Here is an 18,665-nt window from a genome sequence, read left to right as displayed (position 1 = left end):
TCGAATAGCTATTTCGGGATAAATAATGGCATTGGATTTTGAAGAGCTACTTCGTTTCGTTGATACCGTTTTAACGGCCAATGAAGGCGATCATTTTACGACCTTAGGCATTCGCCCAGAATATGTTGAGCGTCATCGGGTTGGTATGTCTATGTCCTACAGCGACACATTGATTGGTGACCCGGATACGGGCGTTATTCATGGCGGCGCAATCACCGCCTTATTGGATACTTGCTGTGGCTTTGCCGCCGCGACGGTATTAGTAGATTTGGCGATGACGCCAACCATCGATTTACGTATCGATTATATGCGCGCGGCGACCCCTGGCCAAACGGTGTATGCCGACGCGGAGGTTTATCGCGTCACTGAGAGTGTGATTTTTGCGCGAGCTCTTGCCCATCATGGTGATCGCGAGAAGCCAATTGCATCCGCTGTTGGTAATTTCTTCCGAATGGAGCTCGCGTTGTTTACCGATATGCGTCGTGAGTTTCGTGCAGCGCAAAAATTGAAACAATCAGGGCAGAAGTCCCGTGGTAGCGACAATGAATGATTTGGAATTGCATCAACTTATTAACCGAGTTCCTTATGCGCAAACGCTTGGTATACAAGTGGGAGGGGAGAACGATTGCTTTTTGTTACCGACCAAAAAGAGCAATATCGGCAACCCGACACTGCCAGCGTTACATGGTGGGGCAATTGCTGGTTTTATGGAGTTGTCGGCAATGATGTATGTCTTGCGGCATAGCAACAGTGAAAAATTTCCCAAGGTGGTCGATTTCGCGGTGGACTATGTGCGTGCAGGCAAGTATGTGGCTACACATTCGCGCTGCAAGTTGGTCTATCTCGGTAGGCGAATGATTAACGTGAGTATAAGTGCGTGGCAGGAAGATGAAGCTGCGCCTATAGCAATGGCTAGGGCGCAGTTTTTGGTTAAAGAGTGAAACTTTAATTTAGCCTAAGGTTTGCTTTGCAAATATTGTTTTGGCGTCATATTAAACCAGCGTTTAAACGCTCTATTAAATGAGCTTTGTTCGTTGTACCCCAATAAACCCGCTATTTGTGACATGGGTATGGCGTCGTGCGCAAGAAGTTTTTTAGCTTCAGTAATCCTAACTTCGTCAACAAGTGCTTCAAAGGTATACCCTTCAGATTGCAATTTTCGGTGCAGGGCACGTTCATGAAGTTTCATGTTTTCTGCAATTACGGGGCGTGACAGTTGGCCGGTCGGTAGCAGTTTTTGAATTAAATGACGAGCTTGCTTGCTGGTCGATAAATTCGGTTTACTTGTGGAGTTGGAATCTATTTCTACCATCGAGAGGTAGCTGGATACCAAACCGTGAAGCTGAGGGTTGTGGGAGCTCAATTCGATATCTAAAAAGTCGGTGTCGAGCTCTATTGAATCATATTTTTGATTAAATACCGTTGGGCAATTGAACGCGCTTTGATAATGCTTTTCGGGACCAATTTTTGAATGGCGGAAATGAACGGCCCGCGCTTTAAATTTTCCTTCGGTAAGCAGGTGAATAATGTGAAGTGTGCAAGCGACAGCGTGCTCTACTGCCTGGCGGCTGTTATTGGCGTTGACGAGCTCTAAGCAGGCATAGCTTGGCTGGTCCTCACTCTCTCTCAATGTGAGTGAAATGGCGGGGGTGAAATGGTACAGAAATTTTCCTACACTTGTTAATGCTGACCTGACATCGTGCGCAGATAGTGCTAAAAAAGCAACTGGACCAAGAATAGAGTGATCCTGTCGCATAGCAAGTTGTAAGCCAATATTGGGTAGATTTAGGCTTGTGGCACTTAACTCAAGTAGGTCGATAAAGCTTTGATATGGGAAAAAATAGTCTTCCTGATCTAGTTGACTGTAATCTATACCTGCTTTGAGGCATAAATCCTCAGCATTACCTTGTAGCTCCTCAATTAGGGATACAAAATTATTTAGGCAGCTGGCCCGTACGCGTGCAGTCATTGAGTCTCACAGGTATATAGGTATTGTTATCGTTGTGGGTACGTTTTTGATCTGCTCGGAGCATAGCAAGAATATGCAGAGTTTCCTACTCAGGGAATGAGTGGCACTTCGGTGTAGGCGGGGGAGCTACCCATTGTCTGCACGGCTGCTTTGGTGCTGTTTGTTTATATTGGTTTCGGGGGGCTACTGTATGACGAACTAAATATAGCGCGGGAACACTCGCCCGCATTTACGGGCGAGCGGTGAAAGGTGTTTTAAAGTTGTGAATTAATCAGCCCATCGATTAGGGGAAGGGTTGGAATAAATGGCTTTAAATTTTCACTGTAAGTCGCCTGTATTACATCGCCACCAGGTAATCCGGAGAGAACGTTATTTATGATTAGGTTGCCCTGTAGTAGATCGCTGATAACGATAGTATTTTCCGGCCCTTTTAATAGAACATCATAAGTGATTAGTAATGGATTATTTGGCAGTATATTGAATAGCGGTGACGAATTTAACCCAATGGCTGCGGTGGTTGCTTGGAGTGGGTCAACTAGCGTCACCACTAATCCCCCGCTTAGGCTCCCCAATGTGTCGGTAATACCCTGAAGCGGACCTAAGCTTTGGGCGTTGACAAGTGATGGGCCAGTCATTAATGCTGCGGTTAAAGTTGAGTACGGAAGTAGTTTTTTTAACATTATTTTCTCCGGTATATAAAAGTGACGGGGTTATACGAGCGTCCATGCTCTTTGAGTAAGCTAATACATCCAGTATTACGCTGCTTTAATTCGCTCCTCTCAGCATACCGCTTGAACAATTTTAGCCATCGCTGCAGGGGGTATATTGTAAAACATTGCGGCAGGGTCAGATGCAATCGCATGGTAAATAGCATCTTGCTTATCTTGGTTGACCTCCCAGCGTTTAAAGTTGGTTGTACAGCCTATGCGCTGTTGGAAGTCTATTAAGAATTTAATGCAATTGCCCAATAGTTCTTGGTCACTACCATTTTGAGAAAGATTGAGTGCTTTGGCGAGCCGCTGCCCTTTGCCTGCATAAAATTCAGGGCATGCTTCCATCACGACGGGAAGGAGCGCGGCATTGGCGTCGCCGTGGGGGATGTGGAACATGCCGCCGAATGCGTGGGCGCAGTTGTGAATGGGGATTGCGTTTAGGCTACCGCCGAAGGCGTCGATTGCTAGGCTGCTCGCTTGTAACATATTTGAGCGCGCGACAACGTCCTTGCCATTATCGATCACCTTGGGCAAATTTTCGACAATCATTTGTGCGGCATGAAATGCGTGAGCATCTGTCATGGCATTCGCAGTTGGCGAGGCGACAGCCTCCAGTGCGTGTGTTAGAGCATCCATTCCTGTTGCAGCGGTGAGGAAGTCCGGTAGTCCTAAGCACAGATTCCCGTCTAGTACCGCCATGTCGGGCTCTAGAAAAGGCGCGACAAGGTTGGTTTTAATACCTAAGGCTTCATTGTAGAACACCGCTACTGGTGAAACCTCTGCTCCTGTGCCAGCAGTGGTAGGTACGCCGATATGAGGGATCCCCGAGTGCTGGCAGCTTGGCCAGGCATCAATTTTAATCCCACTCTGAAGTAAGTCGGCGATATCTGTTGCCCCGTGTTGAAGGGAGTATTTGACACCTTTTGAGGCATCTAGAACACTGCCGCCACCCACTGCCAGAATGGCATCGGCCGCCACGGACCTAGCATAAGCAGTTGCAGCGTTTACGGATTGGCAGGCTGCGTCTTGGCTTATGCCGGTATAAACGCCTACTAGCACGGCTTTATTGCTAGAGCAGCTGGCGAATACTGCCTTTATTTGGTCTACGATGCCGGCCTGTTCGAGACCAATATCGCTAAATAGCACCACTCTTTTGGCACCCATGCCTTCAAATAGCGCGGGTATGCGAATAACTGAGCCTGCGGCGCAATGAATCGTGCTGCGCATATTGTACTGATAGTAATGTGAGCTAGACATGCTGGTATCCTATTAATAATTAGCGTTCAATTAGCTGGGTCGCGAACCTTAAAACGTATGGACCAAGTGGTAAGTTGATTTTTTACTTGGGTCGCGTTCAAACGCTGTCGAAATCGATTTCAATTCTGTATACGAGTTTAGGCTGTTATGACTCATCTCCCGACCATAGCCGCTTTGCTTCATTCCGCCAAAGGGTGCGTCTGTACGCATCATGTGCCAGTCATTTATCCAAACTGAGCCAGCTTCGAGTTGGCGAGCAACGGCTTGGGCGCCAATGATGTCCTCGGTCCAGATGCCGGCCGACAGTCCGTATATTGAATCGTTTACGATGTTTATGGCTTCGTCTAGCTCGGTAAATTTTATAATAGACACAACTGGGCCGAATATTTCTTCGCAGGTGTGTTTCATATCATTCTGGCAATTGGTGATAATAGTCGGTTCGAGGAAATAGCCATTTTCGAAGCCTGACACAATCTTGCGTTTTCCTCCGGTAACGATGTGGGCGCCTTGCTCTTGAGCCGATTTAAGATAGGCCTCAATCCGATTAAACTGCTGCTCCGAAACAATAGGGCCCATGCCAGTTGCAGGATCGAGTGGATTACCTACGACTATTTTTTCTGCCAAGGTCTTCATTTTGGCGATGAGTTCATCGTGGATATCGACATGGACAATTAATCGACTAGCTGATTCACAAGCCTGCCCAGAGTTCATCATGATGCCGAACAGTGCGCCATGCGCGACCAAGTCGATATTGGCGTCAGGCATTACGATAGCCGCGCCTTTGCCACCGAGCTCTAGCGTGACTCGCTTTAGCGTGGCAGCTGCAGCAACTTGAATATTTCTACCTGTTTGAGTGGAACCTGTAAAAGATATTTTATTTACTTTGGGGTGTTTGACTAGGGCGTCACCCACTTTTACCCCCGTACCACTTACTAGATTCAATACACCAGCCGGTAAAAATTGATTAATTAGCTCAATTAAGCGAAATGTCGATGTTGGCGTTAATTCTGATGCTTTTACGACCACGGTGTTACCTGCAGCTAAGGCTGGGGCTATTTTCCAAGAAAGTAAAAGAAGCGGAAAGTTCCACGCGGTAATAATGCCGCAGACGCCAACAGGTTCTTTGACGACCATGGTGTGAACTTGTTCTGGCAAAATCTTTGGTGAAAGGTTTTCGATAAATGGGTAGTTTTTGATGGACTCGGCAAGAGTGAAAAATAAATCGGCGATGGCCAAGATATCTAGTCCCATTACCCGCTTGATCGTTCCGCCGGAGGCTTGAACCTCTAGAATAGCTAGCTCTTGGGCATTCGCTAATACCGTGTTACCGATTTGATACAGCAATTTGGAACGCGCGGTTACGCTAATATTGCGCCAATCTGTACTTTTCAATGCACGGCTGGCTGCGTTTACCGCGAGGTCTACATCGGTCGCATCGCCATCGGCGGTTTTCGCTATTAGATTGCCTGTGGCAGGACAATGCACGTCAATATAGTGACCAGAGTTTGGCTTTACTATATCGCCGTTAATGATGTGATGATAAAGCGGTAATTCATGGGCGTTGTTCATTTAATGTCCTTGATGTTGGTCTGTATGGATATAAATGTTTTATTTATTTGTTTATTTGTTTATTTGTTTATTTGTTTATTTGTTTATTTGTTTATTTGTTTATTTGTTTATTTGTTTGAACTGATTATTGATGTTTAGTGTTGATTGGTATTGGCTTTTTAGGACGTTTTTTTGTCATTTGAGAATTGCCAATGCGGCTGTCCTAATTTGCCAAAAAGTTGTCCGCATCGGAAAAGACGTGAGATTGCTTTTGGTGGATTATGTGCACTTGATCGATAGTGTTAGAGGGGATAATAATTAAATGCGCATATCTCAGAGTTACTTAAAAAAGATCACGTTAGGTGCATCTTTAGCTAGTCTAAGTTATATACCAATGACTTCGTTGGCCGCGCCAATGCTCGAGGAAGTGGTTGTTACGGGGCAGAAGCGCTCGGAGAGTACGCAGGATACTCCTGTTGCGATTACCGGTATGACTTCTGATTCGTTAGAAAAATTCGGTTTCGCGAGTGCAAATGATATTTCTGCACAAGTACCGAATATGCAGGTTAGCGGGCCTTTTGGTGAAGTACAACCGATCTTCGCTATTCGCGGAGTCAGTATGTCTGACTACAGCTCTAATCAGGCTAGCCCAATTGGTGTCTACTCCGACGAGTCGTATATGGGCGCCGTGTATACCCATGGTATGAACTTTTTTGATGTTGAGCGTCTTGAGGTATTGCGCGGCCCCCAAGGCACCCTATACGGCAAAAACACTACGGGTGGAGCTATAAACATCATAACAAAAACCCCAATGATTGATGACGGAACGCATGTAAATCTTAAGTTGGGCGCGGGAAATTATGATTCTCGAGTGGGCGATTTAGGTGTCGAGGGAACGCTAATTGACGAGACCTTGGCTGCTCGCCTTGCATATTCCTTCTCCCGAAATAGTGGTTATACAGAGAATCGGTTAGGCGGTCCAAATTTATCCTCTATTGATTTTCAGGCCTTGCGTTTAACGCTAAATTGGCAGATATCTGAGAATTTAAATAACGTTCTTAAATTAACCCATGGGCAAAATGATTCACTAGCCAATGCATCGAGAAACGAACCACGTGGAAATCTTGATGGTGGTGATGGCTTACTTGGCGTAGGCGGTATTGTGACGGGCTCTCTGGCCCAAGGTGACGACAGTAGTGGTTATATGGATAACACGGGTTATTCGGCGTCGTCGCAAAACCTCGGGCATCATGAGGTTGAAGATAACTTTACCGGTCCGTTAATAGTTAATTCGGATATGTTGGTAAACAAACTAGAGTTTATTGGCGATAGCCACACCCTCACAAGTATCTCGTCAATTAGCATTTCTGACTACGCTCAGCAGCAGAATACTGACGGCTCACCCGAAGAGCTGCTTGAGATACGTTGGGCGGTAGACACTACGGCGTTTAGTCAGGACTTGCGAATTTCGAGTAATTACGACGGCATGTTCAATTTCATTGGCGGTTTATATTACGCCGAAGAAGAAATGGATATGCATAATGAATACGCAATTTACGGCACACCGCCCGATGTTCGGGTTGCGGTAACGTATCCCGGTGCGACCGGGTTCTATCCATACCTGCTTGATTTTGGTCAGCTAGACCAGAAAATGATCACCGATAAAACAAGTTACGCCGCTTATACGCAGCTTCGTTTTGACGTAACCGCAGACTTTGGAATCGACTTTGGTATTCGCTATACCGTCGACGAAATTGACCTTGCCTACCTTAATATATCTAGAGAAGGTTACGATGGTAGCCCGCGCGGTACATATGTTCCTGGTAATACTAGTCGATATGACGAGCCCTTTGTACCGCTGAACCTTGGTGGCGATGCCGGTATTGCTGAAATCGATGTGTTTCTAGAAAATTTACTTAGTGGAGAAACAACGGTCGAGGATTTAGTTGCAACGGGTGAGGTTGGTTATACCCACGGACCGTATACCACAGACTCCTCGACGCCAATGTCGGCAAAGGAACAAGAATTTACCGGTAAGCTTGGTTTAGATTATCGTTTCAATGACGACTTCATGATGTACGCAAGTTATAGCAAGGGCTTCCGTTCCGGTAATTTTAATGGCGGTGTTTATTATCGTGAGCGCGATTTCGAAGATGCCTATGCGAGACCTGAGTACATAGATGCTTATGAAGTAGGTTTCAAATCTGATTTTTATGATCAGCGTGCTCGTGTTAATGCCGCAGCCTTTTTATACGATTATAAAGATCAGCAGTTTATCAACGTTGTTGGTGTATCCAACTTTTTGGAAAATGCCGGTGGCTCTACTATTGCAGGCTTAGAAGCTGAGATTATGTTTGCCGCTACAGAAAAGTTAATGTTGATGATGGGGCTTGGCTATCTTGATACCGAGTATACCGAGCTGACCTTGTCAGACACCCAAACCCTTAACAACCCAGATGACGAAGTTGACTTAGCTGGTAATGAGCTGATTTCGGCTCCTAAAGTCAGCGGTAATATCTCAATTGATTACGAGCTTTACAATGGCGATCGCGGCTATCTCAGTTGGAATGTTAATGCTAATTATCAGGATAAGCAGTGGTATAGCGCTTATAACGATAAAGGCGGATATGAAAATATCAAACAAGATGCCTATGCATTGGTGAATACTCGTATGACCTGGCGAGGAATTAATGAAGATTACTCGGTTTCAATCTGGGCGAAAAACCTTACAGACGAAGAGTATGATGGTTATGCGATCAATCTTCAGGCTGGGTTTGGGTTCGACTATTTCCAGGCAGGTCCGCCGCGTACCTTTGGTGTGGATGCGACCTATAAATTTTAATGAGCAATTTCGTTATAAATAATTATTTTACGGTCACATTATTTAATAAAATTTAAGTCGTAAATATTGCTTGGGGCATTTTCTACTTGTGCGACAAGGTTGGGGTACAAGTGGTTAATGCGGCCAAACAGCTTTACGAAGGAGAACGCTATGGGAAGTATTACTTTTATTGAGCACAATGGCACTGAACACATAGTAGATTTTGAGGCTGGGAAGTCCTTGATGCAAATTGCCTTGGATAATGGAATTCCAGGTATTGACGCTGATTGCGGTGGCGTGTGCGCCTGCGGTACCTGTCATGTAATTATTGAAGGTGGTGCTGTCAATATTACCGGCGGCGCGACCGAGGATGAATTACAAATGTTAGATCTGACTCCCGAGCGTAGTGAAACCTCCAGGCTTGCTTGCCAGATTATCACCACTGACGGGATGGATGGCATGGTTGCTCGCTTGCCTGAATTTCAGATGTAAAAAAGTACAAGAATAATACTCAACGAATAATGCGAAAAGGTGGAAAGACTATGAAAATTGTTGATTTGGTTGCTGAAAAGGGCGCCGCAAGCGTCCCGATGCACTTACAAATTAAAGCCGGTCATATGCTGTACAAGGCTAAAAATAAGCTAGGTATGTACACTAAATTCCCGGAGTTTGTAGAAGCACCTGTTCCTGAAGTGTCAACGCTGGCGATCGACGATATTGACGTTAGTAATCCATTTCTGTTTAAGCAAAATCGTTGGGAGTCGTATTTCAAGCGGTTGCGCGATGAATGCCCCGTTCATTATCAGAAAAAAAGTCCATTCGGTCCGTTCTGGTCAATTACGCGCTATGAAGACATTGTCTACGTAGATAAACATCACGACCTCTTTTCTGCCGAACCGTTTATCATTATTGGCGCTACGCCGAAAGAGCTCGCACTTGAGATGTTTATCGCGATGGATCCACCTAAGCACGATGTGCAGCGTCAAGCTGTGCAGGGTGTTGTGGCACCGAAGAATCTCAAAGAAATGGAGGGTCTGATTCGCAGTCGTACTCAAGAGGTCCTAGATCAGCTGCCGCTAGATACGCCGTTTGACTGGGTAGAGGATGTCTCTATCGAGCTGACTGCCAGAATGCTAGCAACACTGCTGGACTTCCCTTACGAGGAGCGTCGAAAACTTGTTTATTGGTCAGATTTGGCTGGCGGCGGTGCCGAGATGACTGGCGGCTCGACCAATACCGACGAGCTGTTCGAGGGCATGAGGGATATGGCCAAGCATTTTTCTCAACTTTGGCGCGTTAAAGAGGAAAAGATTGCTGCTGGTGGCGAAGTAGGTTTTGATCTGATCGGTATGTTACAGAATAATCCAGATACTAAGGATCTGATTAATAAGCCGATGGAGTTCCTTGGTAATTTAGTTCTCTTAATTGTTGGTGGTAATGACACCACCCGTAACTCGATGTCCGGTGGTGTTCTTGCCTTGAATCGCTTCCCTGACGAGTTTGCTAAGCTGAAGAGCGATCCTAGCTTGATTCCGAACATGGTGTCAGAAATTATCCGCTGGCAAACGCCGCTGGCGTATATGCGTCGTATCGCGAAGCAGGATGTGGAGCTAAATGGCAAAACCATCAAAAAGGGTGACAAGGTCGTAATGTGGTATGCCTCTGGCAACAGAGACGAGCGCGCGATTGAGCGGCCTGATGAGTTTATCGTGGATCGTAAAGGCGCGCGTAACCACCTTTCCTTTGGCTTTGGCGTGCATCGCTGTATGGGCAATCGTCTTGCTGAGTTGCAGTTGCGTATACTGTGGGAAGAATTGTTAGCGAGATTCGATAAAATCGAAGTAGTTGGCGAGCCCGAGTATGTGCAGTCTAACTTTGTAAAAGGCTATTCGAAGATGATGGTTAAACTTACATCGAAGTAGTTTAGAGTAGTGTTAGTAATACGGGTGAGCTTGGTGCCAATGTGTATTAGCTTTCCCTTGTACTGTATTTAAATTAAATTTATTAGAATTAATATTCTGGTTTTCTCGGCGTTTATAGCTGAGTAATTGACGATGCCCTTGCCCTTGCCCCTTCGGGGGCCTTTTTATGAAATAATTTTACGTATATAGTACATATATAGTTAAATAATCGTCTATTTTGTAGTGCTTATCCTCGTTTATTCATGTTCTTAATTGTAGCTAGCGCCGACTTTCTAGGTTGCCGTCAATTGCGTTAAACGTCTGCGGCAGAATTTCGTTGAAGGCGATATTTTGTTCATTAACCGACAATGAGATATTCTGGATGATCGCGATACTTTTCCTTGATAACGCTGAATGCTATTTTCCCAATGCTTGTCGTGCCATCTTCAAGCTAATAGGGGCGGTATAATTTATGTGGCGCGGAAAAACAGAAGAAAAATATGTTGATGTTCCGGGTGGAAGTATTTATGTCCGGGTTTGGCATCCAGTAGAGCCGTCACTGTCACCTCCAATCGTCCTGTTGCACGATTCGTTAGGCTGCGTAGCTCTGTGGCGAGAGTTCCCGGCTCAGCTTTCCCTTAGCCTTGGTCGCACAGTTGTCGCCTATGACCGGTTGGGGCTTGGCAGGTCCAGCGAACGCCTAGAACGACCGTCGCGCAGATTCATTGACGAAGAAGCGGAAATTGTTTTCCCATCACTTTGTGCGTCTCTAGGCTTGGAGGCGGTGGTTCCATTTGGTCATAGTGTCGGCGGTGGTATGGCGATAGCAGTTGCTGCTATTCACTCCCGAGCGAAGCTCTGCTCTAGTCTTATTGCCGAGTCTGCGCAGCCATTTATTGAAGAACAAACAATAAGCGGGATCGAAGCTGCGAAGCAGTACTTCCGTAATCCGATCAATATGGAAAAACTTACCAAATACCATGGTAATAAAGCTCGCTGGGTCTTGGCTGCGTGGACTGAAACTTGGCTTGATCCTGAGTTTAGAGGTTGGAATCTGGTTTGCCATCTAAAGGAGGTGCAGTGTCCGGTGTTGGCAATTCACGGAGACAATGATGAATACGGATCAGTCGCGTTTCCCAATTTCATTGCCGGCTCTGTGTCAGGACACTCTTTGGCCGTTATTATGGACGGAGTAGCTCATGTCCCGCACCATGAAGACCCGAGAAAGGTTATGGAAATAGTTAAAAGCTTCCTAACAAAGGGTGATGAGCATAACGTTGTTACAGTCAGCTCTTAGTGTAGGCTTTTTTGCTACTTACCCACCGTTTTGGGTCTGTCGGTAATCTCTCGGCGAGCAGTCGCTCCAGCGTCGAAAGGCTCGAGTAAAACTACTTGTGTCGGTGTAGCCTAAATGCGCAGCCAATTCATCTATTTTCATGTCGCTACTTACTAGAAGTTGGAACGCCATTTGTTTTCGCTCCTCCTCTACCAGAGCGCGAAAACTAGTGTTTTCATGATCTAATCTGCGCCGGAGTGTGCGGCTAGATAAGTTTATTGCCGACGCAACATCGTCTAGCGATGCCATTAGCCCTAAGTCGCCTAAAATTTGATTCCTAACGCTATCGCGAATTCCGCCAGTTTGTCGCTGGCGCAATTGCCTTGTGCATTGATCGCTTAATAGTCTCGCTAGGTTGGCATCGTAAGTAGGCTGTAGTTTATCAATATATTTAATAGGAACGCGAATGGCGTTGCGCCTGCTTTGATAAAGTGGTTTAACCCCGCAGACCGACTCTATGTAGGCTGAGTTTGTGGTATCCAAGGTATTAAATTCGGTCTGCATAGTCTGAATTTCATTTAGGCTAAGCTCCTTGATGATTATTATGCTGGCGGCCATATCTCGTTCTAACAAGAAAGCACGGAGATGGCTGGGTATGGACTGTGGGTTCATGAGCAAACCAAAATAGCCGTCTTCCTCAAAGGCGCTAATCTCGCAATAAGCGGTGCTTAAAGGTAGAAAACGCAGTGCGGTGTTGAGGGCTTCCCTGAGGGTTCGACAGGTTCGCAATGAGAAACCCCAAATCCCGAAAGTGGCGATGTTGTAGCAAAGGCCAATTTTAAAGCCTAGTGCGGGTATATTGGGTAGTGCGAGCATGATGTTTTCAATGAGCCGCATTTCCTGATCACGCTCTATGAGTGCAGCGCCGTTGTTAAGGCTGGTCTCTGAGATGTCGGTTCCAAATAGACAGGTTTCCGTATCTACACCGTGATTTTTCGCAAAATTTATCATTACTTTGCTTATTGCGATTGGGCGACGGGTGGTCTGGGTATTTCCCATTGTATAAAACCTGAGTTAGGTAGAACTAGTATGTGGCCATAAGTGTCGCACGAAAGGACATAAGTGCCATGTTATTTTCGATGGCTTCTCGGTACTGTTGAATCATTCACTTTCTAATAGTTACATGGTAATGATAATGCAGGAAGAGCTAATAGATTTAAATAAGAAGGCATTAGGTGCAGCGATACATCATATGGGGAAGGTGGCGTGGCCTACAGTTGTCCTGACACTGCTTGTAACGAGCCTTTTCGCGCTATGTATTTGGGCATTCGCTGTGGGCTTGATTTCAGTTTGGCTAGCTACGCCGTTCATCGGCGTGTTGACTTATATGTCGTATACGACTTTGCACGAAGCGGTACACGGCAATATTCATGGCGGTAAGGCGAGTTTACGATGGCTGAACGATTTATGTGGTTATCTTGTTGCACCGATTATCGGTGTGCCCTTTGCGTCGCATAAACACGAGCACTTTACCCATCACCGTTTTACTAATATTGAAGGTAAAGACCCAGATTTTTTAATTAGTGGTATGCGCAGCGGGCTAGTCAGCGTTGTACTGACTACGGCCAAATTCTTTTGGACCCAGAATAGCTTTTTCGCGAAAAACAATTGGCGATCCGCTCGGCTTAGTGAACGTGTTATTTACAGTGCTGAGCTGTTTCTTTCCTTAACATGGCGCTTACTTGTTATTCTGCTGATCGAGCAGCCGGGTATCGCTATTGTTGTTTTGCTTGGTTATTTCATGGGTGGCTTCTTTACGGCGTATTGGTTTGCCTATCGTCCGCATTTTCCCTATGACAATACAAAGCGCTATCAAAACACGAGTAGCCTGATCATGCCTAAGTGGATGCGGCCTTTGGAGTGGTTTTGGTTGGGGCAGAATTTGCACTCGATTCATCACTTGTTTCCTCGGGTGCCGTTCTATCGTTACCATGCGCTGCATCGCGAAATTGAGCCGATACTCCGCGCGCATGGTACGCCAATCATAGGGATTTGGAGCCGGGCGCCAGTGACCTAGTAAAAGCTTAGTGAAACGCCGCCATCACAACTTCAAAGCCGATCAACAGAATAACGATCCACTCTAGAAAAACACTGTGGCTGTGGTTTTGCTCGTCGGCCAGTATTTCTAAAAGCTCGTGTATGGTGCCCAGCTTTTGCGATAATACGTCTACCCGCGGTTTAATATCGAGATAGCGCGCGAGCTGCATATAGGTTGATTCTAAGTTTGGGTGCTCCCAGAAAAACTCTGGGGTATCGAGCAAGCCATAATGCAAAATAATATCGCTTTTGGCAGCGAACAAGCGGCCGCGAATTTTGGCCAGTTCTTTGCGCCGCAGCGGGATTTTACCCTTTTCTGCTAGGGTTGCAGGTATATGCGCGGTGGCCTTGATATTGTCCAATACCATGGTTTCGAACACGATCAGCTGGGTAGACTGCGCCAGCGCGTGAGATACCGCCAACCTGAGCAAGTGGTCGTCGCTGGGTAGCGATATTTGGTCGCCGCGAACGCTGAGCTGCTCGGCGTTCAGGGTAAACTGAAATAGCTCGCGGCCGCGTTTAGTTGATTCCAGCAGGATGTAAGGCGTTACGCGGGTTATGAGTAACTGTTGGTCGTCGTCAGACACGGCCCAAAATACCACAATACCGTACTGAAACAGCCAAGCTTCGCCAGATGCCATGGGCACGTGATAGGCGTCGCGATAGCGGGTGAACTCATAGGGCGCTAGGGCCGCGCTTTCAAGCTCTGGTATTTGGAATGCGTCTCCTAGGTTGATAACGCTAATGGTAGAGCTGCAAAATGGCATATTGCCACCTCGTGCGGGGCGCGCCGGCCGGTCGGAAAGTGGCGGGATGCCACTGGTCGCGAATCATATTCGCAGTCTATTTTTTAGGCAATATTTATTGGTCGAATTTTGAACAAAATCAGGCATAAAAAAAGGGGCCCTTGTGAGGCCCCTTCGCTGTGCTGAAAATGCGTTTTTTAAACGATTTTCTTCATTGCCGTCATGTAACCGCGCAGTCTGCGGCCAACAACTTCAACAGGGTGGTTGCGAATCGCCGCGTTAACGGTGATCAGCTCTTGGTTGTCTACACCCAGGTCTTTGGTGTTCAGGCCTTTACCGATAATGTCGGTAGATACCTTGCTCATGAAGTCTGCTAGCAGTGGGCGGCAAGCGTGATCGAACAGGTAGCAGCCGTATTCAGCGGTGTCTGAAATAACCACGTTCATTTCATACAGCTTGCGACGGGCAATGGTGTTAGCGATCAGTGGCGTTTCGTGCAGCGATTCGTAGTAGGCAGACTCTGGCTCCATACCGGCAGCAACCATGCACTCAAAGGCCAGCTCAACACCCGCTTTACACATGGCAATCAGTAGAATGCCGTGGTCGTAGTATTCTTGTTCGCTGATGTCAGCGTCGGTGGCGGGAGTTTTCTCAAACGCCGTCTCCGCTGTTGCGGCACGCCAGCCGTGCAGGTTTTTGTCGTCGTTCGCCCAGTCTTCCATCATGGTTTTGGAGAAGTGGCCGCTGATAATGTCGTCTTGATGCTTTTGATACAGCGGACGCATGATGTCTTTTAGCTCGTCAGCCAGGTCAAAAGCTTTGATTTTGGCGGGGTTAGATAGGCGATCCATCATGTTGGTGATGCCGCCGTATTTCAAACCTTCGGTGACCGTTTCCCAGCCGTATTGAATCAGCTTGGAGGCATAACCGGGATCAATGCCTTCTTCAACCATTTTGTCGAAGCTCAAAATAGCACCCGTTTGCAGCATGCCACACAGAATCGTCTGCTCGCCCATCAGGTCAGACTTAACTTCAGCGATGGGGGAGGATTCCAAAACGCCAGCGCGGTCGCCGCCAGTACCCGATGCCAGTGCTTTGGCAATGGCCAGGCCTTCGCCTTTGGGATCGTTTTCGCGGTGAACGGCGATCAGTGTCGGTACGCCGAAGCCGCGCTTGTACTCTTCACGCACTTCGGTGCCTGGGCATTTCGGGCACATCATCACCACAGTGATGTCTTTGCGGATTTGCATGCCTTCTTCAACCAGGTTGAAGCCGTGGGCGTAGTCCAGGCAAGCGCCTTCTTTCATTAATGGCATAACCGCGGTCACCACTGGGGTGTGCTGCTTGTCTGGAGTCAGGTTCATTACTACGTCAGCAAGTGGAATCAATTCTTCGTAAGTGCCAACGGTAAAACCGTTTTCGGTGGCGTTTTTCCAGCTTTGACGCTTTTCAGCGATGGCTTCGGCGCGGAGGGTGTAAGACACGTCCAAACCTGAGTCCCGAAGGTTCAGGCCTTGGTTTAAACCTTGTGAACCACAACCGATGATGACAATTTTTTTGCCTTTCAGGTATTCGCAACCATCAGCGAATTCGCTGCGGTCCATAAAGCGACATTTGCCAAGCTCTTCCAGCTGCAGGCGCAGTGGTAGGCTGTTGAAGTAGTTCTGTCCCATGGTGGGGCTCCTGTTGGTATATAGATGTAATAAAAGAATAAGGCGTGGTTTGCTCCACAATGGCGGGCACTTTAACAAGGGTTTCGCATTGCGTAAAATGATATATAGTTGATGTTGTGTTGCGTTTTTCGCATTGTTACATGTTTGCAGCGTGGAGTTTTTTTGAATAACAAAGAGTTGGAAATATTTGTTCATCTCAGTCAGTCGTTACACTTTGGCCGCACTGGCGATGCCCTACATTTAAGTGCTTCGGCTGTTAGCCGGGCGTTGCAGCGGCTGGAGGAGCAAGTTGGCGCGAAATTGTTTGAAAGAGATAACCGGGGCGTTCAACTGAATGCGGCAGGACGAGAGTTTTTGCGCTATGCCGAACAGGCGCTGGTTAACTGGCGGTCGATTGTGCAGCGCTTAGGGTTTCGCGGCGAGTCGTTGCAAGGTGAGATTAGTGTGTTTTGTTCGGTAACGGCGTCGTATGGTGTATTGAACAATGTGTTGGAAATATTCCGGCAACGTTATCCTGCTATAGAGTTAAAGCTGCATACGGGTGATCAGGCCGACGCGATCGAGCGCATTGCGGAGGGGGGCGAGGATATTGGTATTACGGCTAAACCTCGTCAGATGTCTTCGAGGGTCAGTTACCAAGAGCTGACGCGTTCGTCGTTGCGATTATTGGTGCCGAATATTCCCTGTGCGGTTAATGAACAGATTAGCGCGGCGGGGGAGAACATTACCCCCGAGTTGTTGGCGGGCTTGCCTTTTATTCTTCCGGAGCGAGGGGTTGCGCGTAATTTGGTTGAGCAGTGGTTTCGGCAATTGCAGATAAAGCCCAGCGTTTACGCCCAAGTCAGTGGTCACGAGGCGATTGTCAGCACGGTGGGGCTGGGTTTGGGAATAGGAGTGGTGCCAGAACTGGTGTTGACTACCAGTTTTTTACGAGAGCGGGTTCGCGTTATGCCGGTAGAACCGGCGTTGCCCACTATGGCGATAGGGGTGGTGGCTTTACAGCAACGGTTGACGAACCCGCTGGTTAAAGCTTTTTGGGATTGCGCCCAATCATCGTACAGTTCAGCGATTTAATTTATGATGGGCTTTGCCCACGCTAATCGAATTTTAGGGAAAATCATGTCAGACGAGAAAGAGGCATCTACATCGGACAATGGCGAAGCGCAGACCAGTAAAAGCTCGCGGCTGCAATTTGACCGGGAGGCGCTGTCCCTGATTGATGATCACGAAGAAGAGGTCTCGGTAGACGGTAAGACCGAACTTAAGAGCGGGATTTATTTATTGCCTAATCTGTTTACAACCGCGGCGCTGTTTTCAGGTTTTTTTGCCATTATTTCTGCTATGCACGGTAATTTTGCCAATGCTGCCATCGCGATTTATGCCGCAATGATTTTTGATGGACTGGACGGCCGGGTTGCTCGGTTAATGAATGCCCAGAGTAAATTTGGTGCTGAATATGACAGCTTGGCCGATATGGTCTCGTTTGGTGTGGCGCCAGCGTTGGTGGTGTTTAGTTGGGCGTTGGGTGACTTAGGTAAGTTTGGTTGGGCAGTGTCCTTCATCTATGTGGCCTGCGCAGCATTGCGCTTAGCCCGCTTTAATACCCAGATTGATACTGCCGATAAAAATTACTTCACCGGTTTGGCGAGTCCCTCGGCGGCGGCGGTGATGGCGGGCTTGGTGTGGGTTTGTGCAGAAGAGGGCCTTGTTGAATATGACTTGCCTACCGAAGTTGCGGTTATTGCTGGTTTGCTAATGGCGTTTGTGGGTTTATTGATGATCGTCAATATTCGCTATAACAGCTTTAAAAGCATCGATCTGCGAGGGCGGGTGCCTTTTGTCATGATGATCGCGACAGTCTTGCTGTTTGGCCTGGTATCTATTGACCCAGCTAGAGTGTTGCTTTGCGCTGCGTTGATCTATGCGCTCTCTGGTCCCGTAATGGCAGGGTACCGACGTTTTGTAAAAAAATGATGTAACAAAGGGTCGGCCCAAGCATCTCATTTCCAACAGGACGGCAATGTCCACTCGGAATCATAATAAGGGGCCATTATGTTGATTCGCCAAAAGTCAGATATTCTCAGCAGTGAAATTACACCGGAATCGGTTTATCTCCGGCGTCGTGAGTTTATGTTTGGCGCTGGGGCGATGCTTGCGGCAGCGGGGATGGGAATGCCTGCCTCGGTTTTTGCAGCCTCCTCGCAGGGTTTGAGGTATAAGGCGGTTAAGACAAAAGAAGGTAATCCCTTTTATACCGATGAAGCCCAGCCCAGCTTTGAAGAGGCGACGCACTACAATAATTTCTATGAGTTTGGCACTGACAAATCTGATCCCGCCAAATACGCGAGTAGCCTAACGACAGACCCTTGGTCGATTGAGGTGACGGGGGCGGCTGAAAAGACGGGCACCTTTCATCTGGAAGATATTCTCAAGCAAGTCACTCTTGAGGAGCGCATCTATAGATTACGCTGTGTTGAGGCGTGGTCGATGGTCATACCGTGGGTGGGCTTTCCCTTGGCTGACCTTCTTAAACGGTTTCAGCCCACCTCTGATGCCAAGTACGTTGAATTTAAAACCGTTCATCGCCCCAGTGAAATGCGTGGTCAGCGTTCCTCTTTCGCCATTATTGACTGGCCTTATGTAGAAGGCTTGCGCATGGATGAA

Annotated in this window: 17 protein-coding genes (1 of these 17 running past the window's edge); 10 read left to right on the top strand and 7 right to left on the bottom strand. The window is 47.3% G+C overall.

Annotation, left to right across the window (positions count from 1 at the left end; translation table 11 throughout):
• The first annotated feature begins 25 nt into the window (after positions 1–25).
• Both IMCC21906_RS12635 and IMCC21906_RS12630 read left to right on the top strand, forming a co-directional pair.
• The gene (locus IMCC21906_RS12635) at positions 26–550 is read left to right on the top strand and encodes a PaaI family thioesterase (RefSeq protein ID WP_052763527.1); all 525 of its coding nucleotides are present in this window, start codon (positions 26–28) and stop codon (positions 548–550) included.
• Positions 543–941 carry a PaaI family thioesterase gene (locus IMCC21906_RS12630; protein WP_047012463.1) on the top strand — a complete coding sequence of 133 codons (399 nt, stop codon included), beginning with the start codon at positions 543–545 and terminating at the stop codon, positions 939–941. The genes IMCC21906_RS12635 and IMCC21906_RS12630 overlap by 8 nt, the downstream gene beginning before the upstream one ends.
• Positions 942–955: 14 nt before the next feature.
• Here IMCC21906_RS12630 and IMCC21906_RS12625 read toward each other — a convergent pair whose 3' ends face one another.
• The 4 genes from IMCC21906_RS12625 to IMCC21906_RS12610 form a co-directional block, all read right to left on the bottom strand.
• Entirely contained in the window at positions 956–1,969 is a 1,014-nt protein-coding gene (locus tag IMCC21906_RS12625) for an AraC family transcriptional regulator (protein ID WP_047012462.1), read from the bottom strand.
• Between the two features lie 254 nt (positions 1,970–2,223).
• A complete protein-coding gene (locus tag IMCC21906_RS12620) occupies positions 2,224–2,649 on the bottom strand; it encodes a hypothetical protein (RefSeq protein WP_047012461.1) in 426 nt (141 codons plus the stop codon).
• 99 nt (positions 2,650–2,748) lie between these two features.
• The gene (locus tag IMCC21906_RS12615; RefSeq protein WP_008251353.1) at positions 2,749–3,939 is read right to left on the bottom strand and encodes an iron-containing alcohol dehydrogenase; all 1,191 of its coding nucleotides are present in this window, start codon (positions 3,937–3,939) and stop codon (positions 2,749–2,751) included.
• A gap of 48 nt (positions 3,940–3,987) precedes the next feature.
• Complete coding sequence (locus IMCC21906_RS12610) at positions 3,988–5,508, bottom strand: aldehyde dehydrogenase (RefSeq protein WP_008251352.1); 1,521 nt, start codon at positions 5,506–5,508, stop codon at positions 3,988–3,990.
• Positions 5,509–5,809: 301 nt separating this feature from the next.
• Here IMCC21906_RS12610 and IMCC21906_RS12605 point away from each other — a divergent pair, with 301 nt between their 5' ends.
• The 4 genes from IMCC21906_RS12605 (at position 5,810) to IMCC21906_RS12590 (ending at position 11,506) form a co-directional block, all read left to right on the top strand.
• Positions 5,810–8,329, top strand: coding sequence for a TonB-dependent receptor (locus tag IMCC21906_RS12605; RefSeq protein WP_231580266.1), 2,520 nt, complete (start codon positions 5,810–5,812; stop codon positions 8,327–8,329).
• A 150-nt stretch (positions 8,330–8,479) separates the two neighbouring features.
• Entirely contained in the window at positions 8,480–8,800 is a 321-nt protein-coding gene (locus IMCC21906_RS12600) for a 2Fe-2S iron-sulfur cluster-binding protein (RefSeq protein WP_008251347.1), read from the top strand.
• A 50-nt stretch (positions 8,801–8,850) separates the two neighbouring features.
• Positions 8,851–10,230, top strand: a complete 1,380-nt coding sequence (locus IMCC21906_RS12595; protein WP_008251345.1) for a cytochrome P450 — start codon at positions 8,851–8,853, stop codon at positions 10,228–10,230.
• 451 nt (positions 10,231–10,681) lie between these two features.
• Positions 10,682–11,506, top strand: a complete 825-nt coding sequence (locus IMCC21906_RS12590; protein WP_047012459.1) for an alpha/beta fold hydrolase — start codon at positions 10,682–10,684, stop codon at positions 11,504–11,506.
• A gap of 18 nt (positions 11,507–11,524) precedes the next feature.
• Here the strand turns inward: IMCC21906_RS12590 and IMCC21906_RS12585 are convergent, their stop codons facing one another.
• Positions 11,525–12,544 carry an AraC family transcriptional regulator gene (locus IMCC21906_RS12585; RefSeq protein ID WP_047012458.1) on the bottom strand — a complete coding sequence of 340 codons (1,020 nt, stop codon included), beginning with the start codon at positions 12,542–12,544 and terminating at the stop codon, positions 11,525–11,527.
• 136 nt (positions 12,545–12,680) lie between these two features.
• Between IMCC21906_RS12585 and IMCC21906_RS12580 the strand changes: the two genes are divergently transcribed.
• Positions 12,681–13,562, top strand: coding sequence for a fatty acid desaturase (locus IMCC21906_RS12580; protein ID WP_047012457.1), 882 nt, complete (start codon positions 12,681–12,683; stop codon positions 13,560–13,562).
• 7 nt (positions 13,563–13,569) lie between these two features.
• Here the strand turns inward: IMCC21906_RS12580 and IMCC21906_RS12575 are convergent, their stop codons facing one another.
• Both IMCC21906_RS12575 and ilvC read right to left on the bottom strand, forming a co-directional pair.
• Positions 13,570–14,349 (bottom strand): RMD1 family protein, encoded by a 780-nt coding sequence (locus IMCC21906_RS12575; RefSeq protein ID WP_047012456.1) that lies wholly within the window; start codon positions 14,347–14,349, stop codon positions 13,570–13,572.
• A gap of 176 nt (positions 14,350–14,525) precedes the next feature.
• Positions 14,526–16,001, bottom strand: coding sequence for a ketol-acid reductoisomerase (ilvC, locus tag IMCC21906_RS12570; RefSeq protein WP_047012455.1), 1,476 nt, complete (start codon positions 15,999–16,001; stop codon positions 14,526–14,528).
• Between the two features lie 162 nt (positions 16,002–16,163).
• On the opposite strand from ilvC, the gene ilvY reads away from it, so the two are divergent.
• From ilvY to msrP, 3 genes are all read left to right on the top strand, one after another.
• Positions 16,164–17,075: an HTH-type transcriptional activator IlvY gene (gene ilvY / locus IMCC21906_RS12565; RefSeq protein WP_047012454.1), complete on the top strand. Its 912-nt coding sequence runs from the start codon at positions 16,164–16,166 to the stop codon at positions 17,073–17,075.
• Between the two features lie 45 nt (positions 17,076–17,120).
• Positions 17,121–17,975 (top strand): CDP-diacylglycerol--serine O-phosphatidyltransferase, encoded by an 855-nt coding sequence (gene pssA, locus IMCC21906_RS12560; RefSeq protein WP_082117558.1) that lies wholly within the window; start codon positions 17,121–17,123, stop codon positions 17,973–17,975.
• 78 nt (positions 17,976–18,053) lie between these two features.
• On the top strand, positions 18,054–18,665 hold the 5' portion of the coding sequence (gene msrP / locus IMCC21906_RS12555; RefSeq protein WP_047012453.1) for a protein-methionine-sulfoxide reductase catalytic subunit MsrP. 366 nt of this gene lie beyond the right edge of the window; the window shows 612 of its 978 coding nt (coding positions 1–612); its start codon is at positions 18,054–18,056; the stop codon falls past the right edge of the window.

It is taken from the genome of Spongiibacter sp. IMCC21906 (genome assembly GCF_001010805.1).
GTDB lineage: Bacteria > Pseudomonadota > Gammaproteobacteria > Pseudomonadales > Spongiibacteraceae > Spongiibacter.
Note: the sequence above shows the minus strand (reverse complement) of the source record. Positions and strands in the feature narration are given on the sequence as shown.